The 18,487-nt window shown below is 33.4% G+C and carries 15 protein-coding genes; 4 read left to right on the forward strand and 11 right to left on the reverse strand.

Features of this window, described 5'->3' with window-relative positions; translation table 11 throughout:
- The first annotated feature begins 51 nt into the window (after nt 1-51).
- From QLQ96_RS01075 to rluF, 3 genes are all read left to right on the forward strand, one after another.
- Nucleotides 52-912, forward strand: a complete 861-nt coding sequence (locus tag QLQ96_RS01075; RefSeq protein ID WP_482493965.1) for an alpha/beta fold hydrolase — start codon at nt 52-54, stop codon at nt 910-912.
- Nucleotides 913-981: 69 nt separating this feature from the next.
- On the forward strand, nt 982-1,329 hold the full coding sequence (locus QLQ96_RS01080) for an antibiotic biosynthesis monooxygenase family protein (protein WP_482493967.1): 348 nt from the start codon (nt 982-984) through the stop codon (nt 1,327-1,329).
- Between the two features lie 100 nt (nt 1,330-1,429).
- Nucleotides 1,430-2,263, forward strand: a complete 834-nt coding sequence (gene rluF, locus QLQ96_RS01085; RefSeq protein WP_482493969.1) for a 23S rRNA pseudouridine(2604) synthase RluF — start codon at nt 1,430-1,432, stop codon at nt 2,261-2,263.
- A 35-nt stretch (nt 2,264-2,298) separates the two neighbouring features.
- Here rluF and QLQ96_RS01090 read toward each other — a convergent pair whose 3' ends face one another.
- From QLQ96_RS01090 to QLQ96_RS01140, 11 genes are all read right to left on the reverse strand, one after another.
- A complete protein-coding gene (locus QLQ96_RS01090; RefSeq protein WP_482493971.1) occupies nt 2,299-3,684 on the reverse strand; it encodes a DUF4153 domain-containing protein in 1,386 nt (461 codons plus the stop codon).
- A 58-nt stretch (nt 3,685-3,742) separates the two neighbouring features.
- The gene (locus QLQ96_RS01095) at nt 3,743-4,033 is read right to left on the reverse strand and encodes a winged helix-turn-helix domain-containing protein (RefSeq protein ID WP_281231962.1); all 291 of its coding nucleotides are present in this window, start codon (nt 4,031-4,033) and stop codon (nt 3,743-3,745) included.
- Nucleotides 4,034-4,037: 4 nt separating this feature from the next.
- The gene (locus tag QLQ96_RS01100; protein ID WP_482493973.1) at nt 4,038-4,652 is read right to left on the reverse strand and encodes a hypothetical protein; all 615 of its coding nucleotides are present in this window, start codon (nt 4,650-4,652) and stop codon (nt 4,038-4,040) included.
- 384 nt (nt 4,653-5,036) lie between these two features.
- Nucleotides 5,037-5,963 (reverse strand): magnesium transporter CorA family protein, encoded by a 927-nt coding sequence (locus QLQ96_RS01105; RefSeq protein ID WP_482493975.1) that lies wholly within the window; start codon nt 5,961-5,963, stop codon nt 5,037-5,039.
- A gap of 255 nt (nt 5,964-6,218) precedes the next feature.
- Complete coding sequence (locus QLQ96_RS01110; protein WP_482493977.1) at nt 6,219-7,106, reverse strand: bifunctional 5,10-methylenetetrahydrofolate dehydrogenase/5,10-methenyltetrahydrofolate cyclohydrolase; 888 nt, start codon at nt 7,104-7,106, stop codon at nt 6,219-6,221.
- 151 nt (nt 7,107-7,257) lie between these two features.
- Nucleotides 7,258-8,619, reverse strand: a complete 1,362-nt coding sequence (ffh, locus tag QLQ96_RS01115; RefSeq protein ID WP_482493979.1) for a signal recognition particle protein — start codon at nt 8,617-8,619, stop codon at nt 7,258-7,260.
- A 344-nt stretch (nt 8,620-8,963) separates the two neighbouring features.
- Nucleotides 8,964-10,646, reverse strand: coding sequence for an MBOAT family O-acyltransferase (locus tag QLQ96_RS01120; RefSeq protein WP_482493981.1), 1,683 nt, complete (start codon nt 10,644-10,646; stop codon nt 8,964-8,966).
- A 1-nt stretch (nt 10,647) separates the two neighbouring features.
- Nucleotides 10,648-11,973 carry a GDSL-type esterase/lipase family protein gene (locus QLQ96_RS01125; RefSeq protein WP_482493982.1) on the reverse strand — a complete coding sequence of 442 codons (1,326 nt, stop codon included), beginning with the start codon at nt 11,971-11,973 and terminating at the stop codon, nt 10,648-10,650.
- 89 nt (nt 11,974-12,062) lie between these two features.
- The gene (locus QLQ96_RS01130) at nt 12,063-13,541 is read right to left on the reverse strand and encodes an SGNH/GDSL hydrolase family protein (RefSeq protein WP_482493984.1); all 1,479 of its coding nucleotides are present in this window, start codon (nt 13,539-13,541) and stop codon (nt 12,063-12,065) included.
- A gap of 277 nt (nt 13,542-13,818) precedes the next feature.
- Nucleotides 13,819-15,234 carry an HmuY family protein gene (locus tag QLQ96_RS01135; protein ID WP_482493986.1) on the reverse strand — a complete coding sequence of 472 codons (1,416 nt, stop codon included), beginning with the start codon at nt 15,232-15,234 and terminating at the stop codon, nt 13,819-13,821.
- Nucleotides 15,235-15,246: 12 nt separating this feature from the next.
- Nucleotides 15,247-17,412, reverse strand: a complete 2,166-nt coding sequence (locus QLQ96_RS01140) for a TonB-dependent receptor plug domain-containing protein (RefSeq protein ID WP_482493988.1) — start codon at nt 17,410-17,412, stop codon at nt 15,247-15,249.
- Between the two features lie 104 nt (nt 17,413-17,516).
- On the opposite strand from QLQ96_RS01140, the gene QLQ96_RS01145 reads away from it, so the two are divergent.
- Nucleotides 17,517-18,419 (forward strand): DUF6607 family protein, encoded by a 903-nt coding sequence (locus tag QLQ96_RS01145; RefSeq protein ID WP_482493990.1) that lies wholly within the window; start codon nt 17,517-17,519, stop codon nt 18,417-18,419.
- The last annotated feature ends 68 nt before the right edge of the window (nt 18,420-18,487 follow it).

Here is an 18,487-nt window from a genome sequence, read left to right on the forward strand (position 1 = left end):
TCGTGTAATTCGTGGCAGACCTTTTTCTACCTTTAGAAAAAAAATTAAGTTTTGGGAATTAAAAAAGGCATCCGTTTTATTACACTAAAATCTGTTGGTTCTTACATTAATATTTTAAGTTATGTACGTCCTCAAAAAGCTGTTGAACTTTCTTATGCGCTTTTCAGCCAGCCCAGAATTGGCAGATTTCAAAAAGAAAAACTTCCTAAAGTTTTAAAAAATACAGAAACAGAAGTTTTTCATCATAACGAACATCATTTTCAAACTTATATTTGGAAAGGAAATGAAACTAAAATTTTATTAGTCCACGGTTGGGAAAGCAATTCTTCACGCTGGAAAAAAACCTTGCCCCATCTTCAAAAATCCGGAAGTACCATTATCGCACTTGATGCACCTGCACACGGGCAAAGTAGCGGAAAAGAATTCAATGTTCCGTTGTACGCTGAGTTTATCAATAAAGCAGTAGAAAAATATCAGCCAGAAATTATTATCGGACATTCAATTGGTGGAGCGGCCTGCGTTTATCATCAACATTTATTTCCGAATACGAGCATCAATAAAATGGTGATTTTAGGAGCCCCTTCTGAATTAAAAACCTTGATTGACAATTACGTTTCGATGCTGAGTTTAAACACCAAAATGTTTTCACTTTTAGAAAGCAAATTTCTGGATCGATTCAATTTTAAACTGGAAGATTTTTCAGGACAGAAATTTGCCTCCGACTTTAACATTCCAGGATTTATTGCTCACGACACTTCAGATAAAATTGTGGCTTTCGCCGAAGGGCAAAAAATAGCCAGCAATTGGAAAAACAGCCAGTTTATTGAAACTTCAGGTTTAGGCCACGGAATGCACGATGACAATTTATATGATAAAGTGATTGAGTTTCTTTTTTCTAAAGAGACAAAGTGACAAAGACTCAAAGGAACAAAGTTTTTTGCTTCACTTATAATTCATAACTCATAATTCATAACTTAAAAAATGATAGCCGTAATTTTTGAAGTCATTCCAAACGAAGGAAAAAAAGAAGAATATCTAGATATCGCTGCAAGTCTAAAGCCTGAATTAAGTCATATTGATGGATTTATTTCTATCGAACGTTTTCAGAGTTTAAGTGATTCTGGGAAAATTTTGTCTTTGTCTTTTTGGAGAGATGAAGAAAGTATTCAGCAATGGCGCAATCTAGAAATGCATCGTCATGCTCAGGCAAAAGGAAGAAATGAAGTTTTTAAAGATTATCATTTACGAATTGCAACTGTAGTTCGGGATTATGGCATGTTTGAAAGAAAAGAAACTCCTGAAGATAGTATTGATTTTCATCATAAATAAAAGATGTTAAGATTCTAATTTTTTTTGAATGCCATAGCAAACTAAAATTCTAAGAAGTCTAACAATCTAAGAAGTCCTAAATTTTAGCTACTTTTGCATTATGGAAGAAAATTTAAAACGTCTTAATAAATTTATTGGCGAAACGGGATATTGTTCTCGTCGTGAAGCCGATAAACTTATTGAAGAAGGACGCGTAACGATAAATGGTGCAGTCCCAGAAATGGGAACTAAAGTTTCGCCAAATGATGAAGTGCGAATTGACGGAAAATTAATCGTCGAAAAAAACGAGAAATTGATATATCTGGCATTCAACAAACCGGTCGGAATTGAATGTACTACCAATCTTGAAGTTCAAAACAATATTGTTGATTATATCAATTATCCAAAACGAATTTTCCCAATCGGAAGATTGGACAAAGCCAGTGAAGGATTAATTTTTATGACTAATGACGGTGATATTGTAAATAAAATTCTTCGCGCGAGAAACAATCACGAAAAAGAATATACCGTTACAGTAAACAAACCAATTACAGAACGTTTCATTCAGAGAATGGGAAATGGTGTTCCAATTTTAGACACTGTGACGAAGAAATGTAAAGTAGAGCAAATCAGTAGATTTACATTTAAGATCATCTTAACACAAGGATTGAATCGCCAAATTAGACGAATGGCTGAATATTTAGGCTATGAAGTTACGGCGCTAAAACGTATCCGAATTATCAATATTTCATTGGATGTTCCTGTTGGAAGATATCGCGATTTAACTGATGACGAAATAAAAGAATTAAATCAGTTAATCGAGCCTTCAAGTAAAACTGAAGAAGCGAGTTTCCCTAAAGTTGAAAATTCGACTTCTGCTGCGACTCCAACTAGAAGAAAAAACTTCATATCACAACACGATCCGAGATTTAAAAAAAGAGGAGATAATAAATAGAAAAAAATCCCATTCGTTTGAATGGGATTTTTTTATTAATATTTATCCAAAAACTCATAATATAAAGCTTTAGATAAAAAGCCCGCATCTTGATAATTTGAAATCATTTCTTCTCTAACAGATTCTGCATTTTTTCCGTCTAAATTATTCTTTTTGAAATATGCTCTTCGAGCTTCATCGTTAAAATTTAATCCGCTTAAGAAAACTGGCTCTACTCCTTTATTCACAGAAATATTATAATCCGTAATCAATCCGCCCCAGTTTACATAACTGCATAGAATAATTGTTCCGTAGAAATACCAAATCATTTGATTAAAAAGAAAAGCGTTTGTTTTCTGCTTTCTTATTTTTTGAAACGAAACCACCAATCCGATTATAGCTAAAATTAAAAAAGCATACACCCCTAGCCTTTTATATGTCAAACCATAAAAAGAAACGTATTCTGAGTTTTTAATGATGGCGCTAATAATTAAAACTACATTTAACCCAAGCCAAATTTTAGCCAGCGTTTTTAAAGAAGAAGCTTTTTTATCAAAATTAAAACCTCCTTTAAAGTAAAACATAATTACTCCGACTGCCATCAATATTGAAAAGATTACAGCGTTTACACGTTCGTGCGTATCTGAACTTAGATTTGCTTTTTCTACTACTTCAAAAAACTGCTCATAATTATAAGTTCCGATAAAAACCAAAAGCATAACATTCAAAAGAAACAAAGTGATTACACCGCTTTTTCTTTCGAAATCCAAATCTAAAAATGAAAAAGTACTTTGATTTTTCACTTCAGCAATATTGGTAAAATCATTGTTTAATTTCTGGTTACACTCATAACAGTAGTCTGGAACCCAATAATTCCAAAAACTAAAAGAAATATAAAATCCTAAAATACTGATTCCGATTAATTGCGGCAAATTAATGTCTAATTCATAATCTGTAAATAATGAAGAGAAATGATTGCTCCCGAAAGAGTAAACGATAAAAAACAATCCGAGAAAGATAATCGGAATAAGAACAAAGGCAATTAGCTTTTTAGCAAAATCATTATGGATTTTGCGTTCTGGAAGCCATTGATGAAACATAAATATTCTGCCTACAGAAGTAAATCCGTTTAAAATTATTAAAGGAAAGACCTGAATTACTTTGAGTTCTCCATCTTGTGTTTTAAATTGTAAAAATAGAATTGATAAAGCTAAAGCAAAGAATGATGCGGCATCGCCATACCATGCAAAGGCAAAGCAAGACAAAATAGAGGTCATTACGAGAACCAAATGCAATCTGCCAACAAACTTTTCCTGAAAGAAATAACTAATCAAGAGCGTAAGCACTACGCCGAAAATAGAAATATTGATTCCGACAGATTCATTGTAAAAAAGCAGTAAAAAAACTGCTGTACAAGCTAAAATAATTTGATGTTTTTTCATTGTTTTAAATTTAAAAGTACTTTGTAATTCAAAGTTTGTGGATAAAAAAATAGTGTTATTATGATTTCATTAATTTTTCAAGGTAGGATAGGTGTTCTTTAAAAGCCGCACGCCCTAAATCGGTTACCTGATAAGAGGTTTTTGGTTTCTTGCCCACAAATTCTTTCTTAACTTCTATGTAACCTGCTTTTTCAAGCGCAGAAGAATGACTTGCCAAATTTCCATCGGTGATATTCAAAAGCGTTTTCATCTCGGTAAAATCTACCCAGTCGTTAACCATCAGAATGGACATAATACCCAATCTGACACGGCTTTCAAAATCTTTATTTAGTTTATCAATAATTCCCATTGGGTTATTTGTATTTTTTGAACATCACTAATCCGTATACGATGTGTAGAATTCCGAATCCTATGATCCAGAAAATCAAACCATACCCTATATTAAAAAGTGCAATACATCCTAAAATAAGTTCCGAGAAACCTAGATATTTTATATCAGAAAATGTATATTTTTCAGCATTTATAACTGCAAGTCCGTAAAAAATTAATGTTGCTGGCGCTACCATACCAAAGTGTCCGTGATACATTAAAGCCAAACAAAATATTCCGCCAGCTACAAGCGGCACTGCTAAATTGAACAGCATTTTTTTTGTTGCTGAAGTCCAAATTGGCAGATTGTATTTTCGGCTTTTTCTGACCGTAAAAAAAGTACCAAATACTAATGCAAAAACCATAATTGTAATTCCGATCCAGAATAATTCTGAAACTAGATTGGTCGAATATAACCTATGTCCATCATTTAGATAATCAATACCGTTTGCTTTGAAAAGCTGGTAAACATAGATTCCGCCAATTAAAGCCGAAAGACCAGCGAAAACTCCTGAAAGTCCGCTTAACGATATAAATCTTGAAGAGCGCTCCATCATGGAACGAATATGTGCTAAATCTTCTTGATGCTTTTGATTCATAATTAAAGTACTTTGCGGTACAAAGTTATTATTTATTTTGAATTGGCAAATAAAAAAATGAAAAAATATTTAATGTAATGATTTAGAATCCTGAAATATTCATAAAACCCTGTATACCTGATATTTAGTCGGGTTTAAAAAAATAATTTATTTTGGCTGAAAGTATACCTACAAGGTTTTGAAAACCTTGCAGGAAAGTTTCGCAGTTTTTGTAAGCGTGAGGGATAGAAGCTGGCTACCGAAGTAGCGCGGATAGCCCGACCGTATTTGCGAAAGGCGCACATAAGCGGAAAGATTGGTAGCGCCTTTTGCAAATACGGTCACGCCCAAATAATAATAAAACGAAAAAGCCCATTCTTAACGAATAGGCTTTTGCTTGATATTTTAGAACCATCTTCTGCGTTTGAATAAAAATACGCCGAAAGAGGATAGAATTATAGAAATTAAAAGGAGAATCCAGATTCCGTATTTGCTTTCTTCTAGGCCGTTTGGGACGTTCATTCCGTACAAACTGGCGATTAATGTCGGGATCATTAAAATGATGGAAATTGAGGTCATCTGCTTCATAATATTGTTCATATTATTTGAGATTACAGAGGCGTACGCGTCCATCATTCCGGTTAGGATGTTGTTGTAAATATTGGCTGTATCCTGTGCCTGATTCAATTCGATTTCGACATCTTCTAATAATTCTGGATCGTAAGTCTCTTTGTATGCTTTTAGGTTTTTAATTCTTTGGAATAAAACGTCATTTGCTTTTAAGGAAGTAATGAAGAATACAAAACATTTTTCGATTTGAAGCAGTGCTTGAAGTTCTTCATTTTTGATAGATTTCTCTAAATTATCTTCGGCCAATTTTATTTTCTGGTTGATTTGTTTCAAGTATTTTAAGTACCAAACGCTTGAAGACAGCAGCAATCTCAATACTAAATTGAAATTATCTTCGATTTCGATGTTTTTGCGTTGTGAATACGATACAAAATCGGCAATGATTTCTGTTTTGTAAAAACTGATGGTTACGCAGATATCATCTTTAAAAATGACTCCGAGAGGCACGGTGTGAAAAGGAATTTTGACATCGCCACTTTTTATGGGAATACGCATGATAATAAGCGTCCAACCATCTTCGATTTCGATACGAGGTCTTTCGTCGATATCCTCAATATCATTGTAAAATGCTTCAGGAATCTGAAGTTCTTCTAGTAAATACTTTTTTTCTGTTTCTGTTGGAGATTCGATGTGAATCCAGCAATTAGAAGTCCATTTTGGGATTTCAATTAATCCGTTGTTGTTTGTGTAAAAGGCTTTCATTTCAAAATACAGGATTTTATCGCAGCGTTTTGAAATTTCAAAAGCTGCTTAATTTAATACTAACGAATGATAATAATCGTCCATTTGGAGAAGTGTGTTTTTTAAGTGGTGCAAAAGTATCCTTTATTTTTAAGAACCAAAACTTTAAACTATTAATTATATATTAAAACTACGTTATTTAGGTATTTTCTTTAAGAAATACAAATAAAAAAGCCCGCTCAATTGAACAGGCTTTTTAAATATTTCGACGCAATATTACTGATTTCTTGCGCTTCTCATTTTTCTTGCTAAAAGTGTATTTTTAAGCAACATTGCAATTGTCATTGGCCCTACTCCTCCTGGAACTGGCGTAATAAATGATGCTTTTTTGCTTACTCCGTCAAAATCAACGTCACCTTTAATTACATAACCTTTTGGGTTTGATGCATCATCTACACGTGTGATTCCAACGTCAATAACAGTTACTCCTTCTTTTACCATATCTGCTTTTAAAAATTCTGGAACGCCTAAAGCTGTAATAATGATATCAGCATTTTTAGTGAATTCTGCTAAGTCTTTCGTACGGCTGTGAGTCAATGTTACTGTTGAGTCTCCAGGATTTCCTTTACGGCTCATTAAGATACTCATTGGACGTCCTACGATATGGCTTCTTCCAATTACTACTGTATGTTTTCCTGCAGTTTCTACTTTGTAACGCTCTAGCAATTCCATAATTCCGAATGGTGTTGCTGGAATAAAACTTTCCATCTCAAGAGCCATTCTACCAAAGTTGGTTGGGTGGAATCCATCAACATCTTTATCAGGATCGATTGCTAATAAGATTTTTTGCTCATCAATATGTTTTGGCAAAGGCAACTGAACGATGTATCCGTCAAGGTTATCATCTTCGTTTAATTCTGCAATTTTTGCTAAAAGCTCGTCTTCTGAAATAGTTTCTGGCAAAGCAACTAAAGTTGAATCGAAACCAATTTCTTGGCATGATTTTACTTTACTTCCTACGTAAGTTAAACTTGCCCCATTATTTCCAACTAAAACTGCTGCTAAATGAGGCACTTTTCCTCCAGCTGCTTTTATAGATTGAACTTCTGCTGCAATTTCATTTTTAATGTCGTTAGATGTTTTTTTACCGTCTAGTAGTTGCATTGTGTTGTGTTGTTTTGTTTCAGATTTAAATTTATTTTGTTTCAGGTTTCATGTTCCAAGTTGAAAACGAAACTTAATATATATTTAATTAAAAAAGTTTCAAATTTTGATTTCATAACTTGAAACCTTAAACTTGAAACTTTTAATTTTATTATTTTGGCATTCCCGGCATTCCGCCTGGCATTCCTTTCATACCACCCATCATTTTCATCAGATTTTTTCCGCCTGGCCCTTGCATCATCTTCATCATTTTGCTCATTTGGTCAAACTGCTTCATCAGCTGATTTACTTGCTCGACTTTAGTTCCCGAACCTTTTGCGATTCTGGCTTTTCTTTTTACGTCGATAATGGCTGGTTTGCTTCTTTCTCCTGGTGTCATCGAATGAATGATTGCTTCGATATGTTTGAAAGCGTCATCTTCGATTTCTACATCTTTCATGGCTTTTGAAGCACCTGGTATCATTCCAACCAAGTCTTTCATATTACCCATTTTTTTCACTTGCTGAATCTGCGTTAAGAAGTCGTCAAAACCGAATTCGTTTTTAGCGATTTTCTTTTGAAGTTTTCTAGCTTCTTCTTCGTCAAATTGTTCTTGCGCTCTTTCAACAAGAGACACAACGTCTCCCATTCCTAAGATACGCTCAGCCATACGTTCTGGATAGAAAACATCAATTGCTTCCATTTTCTCTCCAGTACCAACAAATTTTATTGGCTTATTTACAATCGATTTGATCGAAAGTGCAGCTCCACCACGAGTATCACCATCTAATTTCGTTAAAATAACTCCATCAAAATTCAAGATATCGTTGAAAGCTTTTGCTGTGTTTACAGCATCTTGTCCTGTCATAGAGTCGACAACGAACAATGTTTCTTGTGGTTGAATTGCTTTGTGTACGCGAGCAATTTCATCCATCATTTCCTGATCTACTGCTAAACGTCCTGCTGTATCGACGATAACAACATTGAATCCGTTTGCTTTTGCATGTTTAATTGCGTTTTGAGCAATTTCTACAGGATTTTTATTTTCTGGCTCTGAGTAAACCTCAACACCTATTTGATCTCCAACTACATGCAACTGATTAATCGCCGCAGGACGGTAGATATCACACGCTACAAGAAGTGGTTTCTTATTTTTCTTTGTTTTTAAGAAGTTTGCTAATTTTCCTGAGAAAGTTGTTTTACCAGAACCTTGAAGTCCTGACATCAAAATAACTGTTGGATTTCCAGAAAGGTTAACACCAGCAACGTCTCCACCCATTAATTCGGTAAGCTCGTCTTTTACCAACTTAACCAATAATTGTCCTGGCTGTAATGTTGTCAATACATCCTGACCAATTGCTTTGTCTTTTACTCTTGCAGTAAAATCTTTAGCAATTTTAAAGTTAACATCGGCATCAAGTAACGCACGACGAACTTCTTTTAAAGTATCGGCAACGTTTACTTCTGTAATTTTACCGTGTCCTTTTAATATATGGAACGCTTTATCTAACTTATCACTTAAATTATCAAACATATCATTTTCTTTATTTGAAGTGCAAAGATAATCTAATTAGATATTTCAGGCAATTTTTATTTAAGTCCATTTAACCGCAAAGTTCGCAAAGGTTTAAGCAAAGTCCGCAAAGATTTTTTACTCATAAGACTACGAAGTTTTTCACGCAGATTTAAAAAAGATTTAAGCAGATTTGCACAGATTATTATTTAAAATCTAAAAATTAAATCTGCCTAAATCTGCAAGATCTGCGTGAAACAAAAATCTTTTTAATCTTTTTAATCCTTTAATCTATGGCTATAAACAAAAAAAGGCGCAAGAAAAAAAACTCTGCGCCTTTGTAACTATGTCTCTTTGAATCTTTTTTAGAATTGGAAGTATATAAACGGCTGTGAACCTGCCACAGCTGTTGCGTAAACAATCCAGTAAACGAATCCTAAGATTATTGCTTTTATCAATAAAGGGGTTTTGTCGAAAACCGATTTCATTCCGTTTGTGAATGATTCTGGTAAGAAATGCCAAACGTAACCGAATAACATTAATCCGAAAACATTTTTATAACCAAGAATAATTGTTTTCCAAAGTTCTGGTTCGAATGTTAATTGACCAATATTATTAATCACTTGTAAAGCTGTTGCAAAATCTCTTGCTCGGAAGAAAATCCAACAGAAAACCACAAAATGGAATGTGATTACGATTGAGAAAAATCTCCACAAGAAATTCGGGCTTTTGTCTTTCTTCGAAGGAAAAAATTCCATGAATATTTTATGAACAGCCAAAGCTAATCCGTGAAGCGCTCCCCAAACAATAAACTGTGCTCCAGCTCCGTGCCACAAACCTCCTAAAAGCATCGTGGTAAACAAGTTGAAATTGGTTACTAAAGTTTGTTTTACCTTGCTTGAAAGTAAAAATGACAAAGCAAAAATCAAAATACTGATTCCTGCAATGATAAGCGGAATTATACTTTCATTATAACATGACATTCCCCAAAGTAACAATCCGAAGAAGAATAAACTTGGAAATAAATATCCTGCGAAAGAACCTTGACGGTTTCCTCCAATCGAAATGTACAAAAAGTCTTTTAACCAAGTCGAAAGCGAAATATGCCATCTTCTCCAGAAATCAGTAATAGAAGTTGATTTGTATGGAGTTCTAAAATTGACTGGCAATTTAAATCCAAGCAATAATGCAATACCAATTGCCATGTCTGAATAACCTGAGAAATCGCAGTAAATCTGAATGGCATATCCGTAAGAAGCCATTAAATTTTCGAATGAAGTATAGCTCAAAGGTGTATCAAAAACACGATCAACGAAGTTTACTGATATGTAATTTGAGATTACGGTCTTCTTAATTAAACCTCCAATAATTAGAAACAAAGCGTTGTTTACATCTTGTTTTGTCAAGTTTAATTTTTGATAAATCTGAGGCAAGAAATCCTTGGCACGTACAATTGGCCCAGCAACTAATTGCGGGAAAAATGAAACGAAGAATAAATATTCGATATAATTTTTCGTAGGCTTAATTTCTTCTCTGTAAATCTCAATAATATAACTCATTGACTGAAAAGTATAGAATGAAATTCCGACAGGAAGAAAAACATTATGAAGTGCAAATTCACCATGAAACATATCATTGTACGTTACAATCAAAAAGTTCATGTATTTAAAATAGCCCAAAAGTGCCAAGTTCAAAATCACACTAATAACCAAATATAATTTCTTAACGCCATCTCTACTTTCTCTGTAAATAATCTGGCTCAAACCATAATCTACAACAGACGAAAGTAATAGCAACAGAAAGTAAATTCCGCTTGACTTATAATAAAAGAAAAGTGAGAAGAGAATAACATACGTTAATCTCAAATAAAATGTTTTGCGTAAAAAACCATACACAAAATAGAAAACCAGAAATAAACCTAAGAATAAACCGGTATTGAATAAAAGTTTTTCGTCGGGATTGTAAACAAACCAACTTTTAACTTGTTCTATCGTAATTGCACCAAAGTTTTGAATAAACCAATTATTAATGCTCTCTATTGTTGTCAACTTATTTCTTTGATTTAAAATTATCGTATGATCTTAAAAACGCCTGAGTAAACAAATCTCCCTGTTTCTCGTATCCTTTTTTTGAATAATGAACCCAGTCTGGTCCAATTAATCCTTGTACTTTTAATTGTTTGATTCCGCTCATTCCGCCAAACTCATCGTATAAATCCCAAACGGCAATATCTTCTTTTTGAGCTATATTGATAATTTGTCTTGCATAATCATCAATATAAGTATTTGGCTTTCTTCTTAGCAAAGATGGCGGCGGTGTCATTACAATGATTGGCGCATCTATCTTTTGTGCTCTTATATTGCTAATAAATTCTTTTAACTCGCGAATATATTTCTCTGGATCTAAGTGATCGTAGCTTTCATTTGTTCCTAACGAAAAAATCAGCAAATCTGGATGCAATGATTTTAATTGTTCAAAGAATAACGGATATTTATTAAAATCTGAATATTTAGCTCCGTTAACTCCTATTCCGCTGTAAATAACTCCTGGAGTATTTTTCTCTAAAACAATTCCGTTTAGCTCATAATCTTTTGCTTCTTTGTTCGGAATCAAGAAAATTCGGCTCAAGGCATTTTCTGAATTGTAATAATGCGAATAAGAATCTGATTCTATTGTTAGAGGAACAAATTCAGACATCGAAATAGTCTTTTCTCTTGTCTCCTTTGTGGCAATTTTTAACGTTCTTCCTGCACGAATATTATTAGACTTTAAATGATTTATTCTTCTAATTTCTGCAACCGAAACATTGTATTTGTCCGCAATGCTTCCAAGTACTTCACCTTTTTTAATCTTGTGTGTGATTACTTTTGGCTCAGTTGTTTGAATAGAATTGATTTTAGACGAAATTGCCAAATCAAACATATCCTGATTCTGTGGCGTAATTATTTTTATTGTATTGAATTTGTAAGCTAGATCTTTTACATTCATTTCCATTACAAATCCGCCAGAATCTCTCCAAAGTCCAATTCCGCTTAACCCAATCGGACAATTCTTAACTGGGTGAATATTTCTATAACTTTCCCAAGTTCTGTTCGATTTAAAACGCTCGTTATAAGAACCGTTTGTTTTCGCCAATTGGTACGGAAATACTAAACCGCGTCCTGCATTACCAAATTTCTGCTGCAGTTTTTTTCTGATTTCATTGGTCATCAAATCACCTTGAATATGCGAATCTCCAATATGCACAATATTGAGTTTCTGATTCTTCTTATCCTCGTTTTTTTCCAGCTTCTGAAAAAAATCGCTTAACGCTTTTGCATTATAAATTTGATCATCAGAAGGAGCATCAATTGCTGTATCTGCTTTTTGAATCATACTTTTTGGTGTTGGATGTACGTCTGTTTTGGGAGTTATTTCATTTGTTGCAAAAAAAACACAACAAAAGAAAAAAATAAGTTTGTTTATCATACACTGTCTTTTGTTACTGAAACGGAATCAGGTCTGGCTTTACTTACTGGTTTTGGCTTTGTTCCTTCAGCATCTCTTTTTTCTCTGAGCACTTTATATTCTTCGTACCCTTTATTTAATTGTCCGTATAGCAAATTACCAATTGCTTTTGCCCCACGTTGGTTAAAGTGAGTATAATCTTTATTCGCTTTTGCCGGAGCCTCATCAACCCATTTGATCATAGAACCATCTCCCCCCATCAAAGTATATAAATTGACAAATCCAGCCTGAGCTTCCAGCGCATAGTGTTTTTGAGCCTTCATCAAAGGGACTACGGCAGAATCGGTTTTCATTTCCAAATTATATTTTGTCGATTTATCAGCAGTTGAAACAATTAATATTGAAACTCCCGGGAAAGATTCTTTTATTTTATTTACGGTTTTCGTCATTCCTTTTTCATACCAAGAATAATTTTTGGTTCCGTAATTTAATACGTTTGTTCCGTAATGCAAAATAATTAAATCGTATTTCAAACTGGTATTGAAAGCTCTCATTACATCTGCATTAAACATCGAAATTGGAAGTCCAGAGTTTCCTCTTTGAGAGAAGTTATCTACATGAACTCCTGCTCCGTTGTCAAAATTAAATCCGTAAATCGGAATAGAATCTGCTTGAACGAAGTTTGCTTTGAAGGCTTTTAGACTTCCTGATGAAACTTTAAGTGTATTTACTAAATTATTAGGAGAAAGAATTTTCTTAATCGTATCTTTTCCTATAATAAAATTAACTTTTCCTGTCTTAGATGAACGCCCATAAAATAAGGTTGCATTATCTAAAGAAGTAGAATATTTGTTAAGGCCAGCCTCATACTGAACCCAAGTTGAATTGGATTTATCGTTTGCAAAAAACACGTGTCCATTAACTCCAAAAGGACTTATTGGTCTTTTTACATTTAAATAAGATTGCGTTTTCCAGTTTTTAGAATACTTTGATTTTACAGAACCTCTCGAAGCAGCAGATTCTGAAGTAATAGAAACAAAACCAACGCCGTTTCCTCCAAAACGTTCCTGATAATTAGTACGAACGTCCTGAACGATTAAATCTCCATCGGTCATAGAATCTCCATAATAAGCGATTCTCACTTTATTCTCCGGATTTTTCTCTAACTGATACAATTTCTCATAAAAAGAAATCAGGTATTGATATCCTTTGTAGTTTTCAAATGTTTCAGCAGGAAACTCGATTCCTTCCGTTTGATCAAAAACAATTTTCTGCCCGCTTAGCGCTTGCTCGCTTTTTGCGATACTGTCTTTATCTAACGATAAAGAGTCTTCAGCAACAGATTCTAACAGCAAGCTGTCTATTAATATATTTTTAGAATCTAACTTACTCTCCGAAAATATTTTGTCTGGAAGGATTTGCTTAAACCCAATAAAAGCAACCAACGCTAAGGCCACGATTGCAAAAGACTGAAAAAAATAAGATTTTGTATTCACCTAATAATTATAAAATATGAAGATCTGCATTCAAAAATTAAACCAATTAAATAATTGTTAACTTATTGCAGAAAAAAATTTGTGCAAAGATAGAATAACATTTTGTTTCTATTTCATTTTAACAAGAAAGTAGAGCAAAAAAAAGAGGTTAGACTTTCTAACCTCTTAAATCAAAAAAAAATAAAAAAAACAAAGTTAATGATTAACTAGATTTTTGGTGTGATACCATATGTTTTAGAATGAAAAACTGTATTTCTTTGATTTTTCATTTATGAATTTATTTTAAGATAGCGTATTGTAAAGTTGGATAACCTCTTTCACCTGCCGCGTTTACACCTGCAGTAAATCTCACTTTATAAACATTTCCTGCTGGATCTTTAACAACATAAAAACGATCTGTTCTTGCATTAAATGAAGAAGTTGGATTACCATTTGCATCTGTTCCTCCCACTGTTCCTCTCCAGTTTGAACCAATATTTCTTTGATCATCAGTAAATTTAGCATTATCAACATTTGCTAAAACAAAAGCATCATATGTAAATGCAGTTGTAAGTACCTGATATGCTTTTGCGCCTCCTTTAAGGTTGCTCAAAATAAAATCAGCAAAATTATAAGGAACTAAACCTCCTCCAAATGAAGTTGTATTAGTAAAACTTGTGAAACTAATATCCCACTGTGCTTTTTGAGGTTCTACACTAACTGTTTTCTTATCTAATAAGCTCAAAAATGTAAAGTTGTAAGCAGCGTTTTTAGTAATAGTAATTTCATTGTGAGTAGTAGCTTCAATATCAGCATATTGTACTTTATAATCATTTCCACTTCTTAAAATTCTAACTTTTTTCCATCCTCTAGAAGTCCCGTTAACAGTACCTTCATTTCCAGTTTCTGGTTTAATTGTAGCTGGATTATTTCCCATATTAATCAAATAAACTCTATTCTCACTGTCTGTTGCTGAGATAGCTGCAATAGTAGTTTTAGTAATATCTCCTGATGGATCATCTACTTGAGTTGCACTACCAGTTCCTTGAGTAAAAATCATCGTTGGATCTTCTGTCTGAACCTCATCAATATTTGTACTCTCCGTTTGTTTCGCAGACATTTTTACAGTATGATTTATTATTACTCTAAAATCTGTACCAGAATAGAATCCTAAATCCCATGAAACTCTAGGAACCGCTGTCATTTTTCCACTGCTAAAGTCAACAAAAACTTGATTCGGTTCTGTTGGCCCTCCAACTTCTGGTGCTAATGCATTTCCTAAAGAAGCTGTTTCGTTAAAGTTTACCTGAATAGATTTGTTTTCAGAAATAACAGCATTGATAGTTGCACTGCTAATAGTGAAAACTACATTTTTAACTTCACCTTCAATAGCTTCTTTTAATTTCTTAAAAGTAAATGTCACAGAAGAAACATTTTGATCAAAAGGAACGATTACTTTACCTGCAACGATTGCTGGCGTAGTAGTGTAATCTGTACCACTTGCAACTGCAGTTTCAGTGTAAGTTAAAGTTAAAGAACCTGCGGATGCAGTTGGAGAAGCAAATTTAATTTCGATTGGAGTCGTCTCAGCAGATAAATTTACTGAAGTCGCTGCAAAAGCTACAACATTAGCCTGAGCTACTTCATCGTCACTACTACAAGCACCAATGGCAAGTAATATAAAAGATAATATTAGAATAAAGTTTTTTTTCATGGTATTGATTTATTAATTAAAATTTAGATTATACGAAAGTTTTAAGAAGTAAGATCGGCCGTAACCCAACATCATATCGGTAGTAGTTCCTCCTCCTCCATGTGCTCCACCGCTTGCATCAGTACTACCTCCATTTTGAACAGATTGCAGATTGGTAACATCAAAAAGGTTTCTGGCTCCAACAGTAACTTCAAATTGATTTTTAAAGAATGTTTTTCTAATAGAAGCATCCATCCAGCTAAATGGCTGAAGTTCGGCTAAAAAGAAACCTGGTTTTCCATCACTGCCAGTTCCTGCAACATATTGCTGCTGCTGCCCATTATATTTATAGAAAACAGCAAACAAAGTATTCCATTTTGGAATGTTATAGGAGATACTTGAATTTAATCTGAACGAGTAGAAAAATTTATCATCAGACACTAAGTTTTCGGCTGCTAAATCAAGTCTTCTTGAAATTCCAACCACAGCAGCACCTAACATTACATTCCAATTTTTATAAGTGTATTGTTCTACGGTTGAAATGTTCCACATTTTATATCTGTTGATATTAACATATTTATAATGCAAAGGTTTCACCTGTGTTGTAACCAGATCAATTCTGTCATCAACATCCAAATATGTAACAGCTAAATTGTTTGAGATTTGAGCGCCCGAATCAAAAGTACAGGCTCTTTTTAGACTAACTTCATAAGAAGTACTTGTTTCTGGAATCAAATCAGCATTCCCTTGCATATTATGATTTGAGTCTACAAAATAAGTATACAGCTCATCAAAGTTCGGAGTACGATAAGATTTACCTAAAGAAGCTCTTGCTTCTAATCCTTTATCAAAAAGATATCTTAAACCTAATGAACTTGCATATTGATTATCGAAAGCGCTTTGAAATGAAAATCGAAGCCCCGGACGAATGGAGAATTTATCATTTACGCCAATTTCGGCAACTGAATAAATATCATAATTTTCAAGTCTCTTTCTAATATCTACCCCTTGCTGGTTATCATCTCTAAAAGCCCCAACTGAAGAGTCATAAAAACCATTCTCGTTAGTGATTTCGTAACCAAGCTGAAAGTCTACATTTTTATTATCAAAGAAATTACTAAGTGTACCTGTTGAATAAAAAACCTCTTTTGATTGATAAGTTTCTCTTTGATTATCTACCTCCTGTTTTGTGTCTATGTGATAAACAAAATTCTCTAAATCACGTTCTTGTTTCTGTTGAGAAACGGAAACATTATACTTTAATTTCGAAAAAAGATTTCCGCTGGCATTTAAATGGTGATAATAACGATTGGTTATATATCTTTTATCTCTAGAAAAATAAGTGTCAGGAAATGGATAATTATCTTCAATATTTACAAGTGGATTGTAATAATGAACATCTTCACCATAATAATCAAATTTGTAAAAAATTCTAAAACCATCTTTTTGGTAACCTAAAATTGCATTTCCAACCAATTGTTCTTTCGGGAGTTGAGTATAACCTCTAAGACCATCATTTTTATCATAATCTTTTCCTTGCTTATCATCATAATAACCGGCCATCGCATTTCGATTTCCTCCAATATTAACAAACCAATTTTTATTAAAATTGTAACCAATTTTAGCCGATTGGATATGACGGCCTTTATCAAAAAATGCAAACTCTTTACCAACAGTTTCCTCTTGAACGGTCGCATTAATCTGCCACTTATAACCACCACCTTTTTTTGTGATAATATTTAAAATACCAGTAACTGCATTTGCTCCATGGGTTACTCCCATTGATCCTTCGATAATTTCGATTCGCTCAACGTCATCAAGATTTACCTGCGTTAAATCAACACTTGTTCCCATTCCTGTATCACTTACTAAAGGTATGTTATCAACCAAAATTTTAAAATATTGAGAATCTAATCCAAACATAGATACCTTAGAGCGTCCATCATCTCCATTAGATGTTACCGTAATATTCAAATACTGATTTAAAACATCAGCCAAATTATTTGCCGCCAGCTGTTTTATATTCTCTTTAGAAATCACTCTAACATTAAAAACCGATTTTTTTATAGACTGAGGCTCTAATTGTCCAGTCACTACAACTTCTGATAATTTTTCAGCTGCTTTAATAGTATCTTTTTGCTGCGCAAAAGAATAAGTACAAAAAAGAAGTCCAGCAAAAAGGGTAATTTTAATTTTCATTATTTTTATTCAGTCTTAATAATCGATGCAAATATATAACTATTTTTAATTGTTCTAAATTAAATTTATATATTTGCGAAAATTTAAAAACAAAAAAATAAGTTATGATTTCAAAAAGCCTTTTTTTTTCAGCCGCTATGGCTTTAACGTGTGGTCTTGGATTTAGTCAGGACAAGAAACAACAAGACATAAAATCAATTAAATCGATGTGCGGTTGTTATGAGGTGAAGTTTAATTTCACAGAAACGTTCTCTTATCCAAAAGATACTCTTACTTATAAACCATCAGAAACGAAACACGAATCGGCTTTAGAATGGGTAGAATTATTAGAAGACACTCCAAATAAAATTGTAATGCAGCACTTATTAATTGTAAGTGACGATATGATTATCAAACACTGGAGACAAGATTGGCTATACGAAAACACAGACTTATATTCTTTTGACAAAGGAAATTCTTGGAAATACAAAAAATTAGATAAAAAAGCTGTTAAAGGCCAATGGACTCAAAAAGTATATCAAGTAGATGATAGTCCAAGATATGAAGGATCTTCAACATGGGTTCACGTTGACGGAAAAAATTACTGGGCAAACGTTGCCGATGCACCGCTTCCAAGAAGAGAGCAAACTAAACGTAACGATTATAATGTTTTAAAAAGAAGAAACATCCACGAAATCACTTCTACAGGATGGAACCATGAACAAGATAACGACAAATTGGTTCGTGACGATGCCGGAAAAGATGTTCTTTTAGCTCAAGAAAAAGGATTTGATGTTTACACTAAAGTTCCAGACGTAAAATGTATCGCTGGTCAAAAATGGTGGGTAGCAAATAATGTTCTTTGGAAAAATGTTCGTGATAAATGGCAGACCCTTTTTGACAGACATCAAGATTTAAACCTTGAAGCTAAAGTTGAAAGAAAAGCACTTTACTCTTTATTATTTGATTTAAAACCAGATACTGCAAAAGCAGAAACAGATAAAATCATTGATAAATTCGTCAAGTAATTAGAATTAGTTGCTATAAAAAAATCCGGAAGTTTAGAGGCTTCCGGATTTTTTGCTTTTTAAATAAA

The organism is Flavobacterium sp. B167r (genome assembly GCF_056824315.1).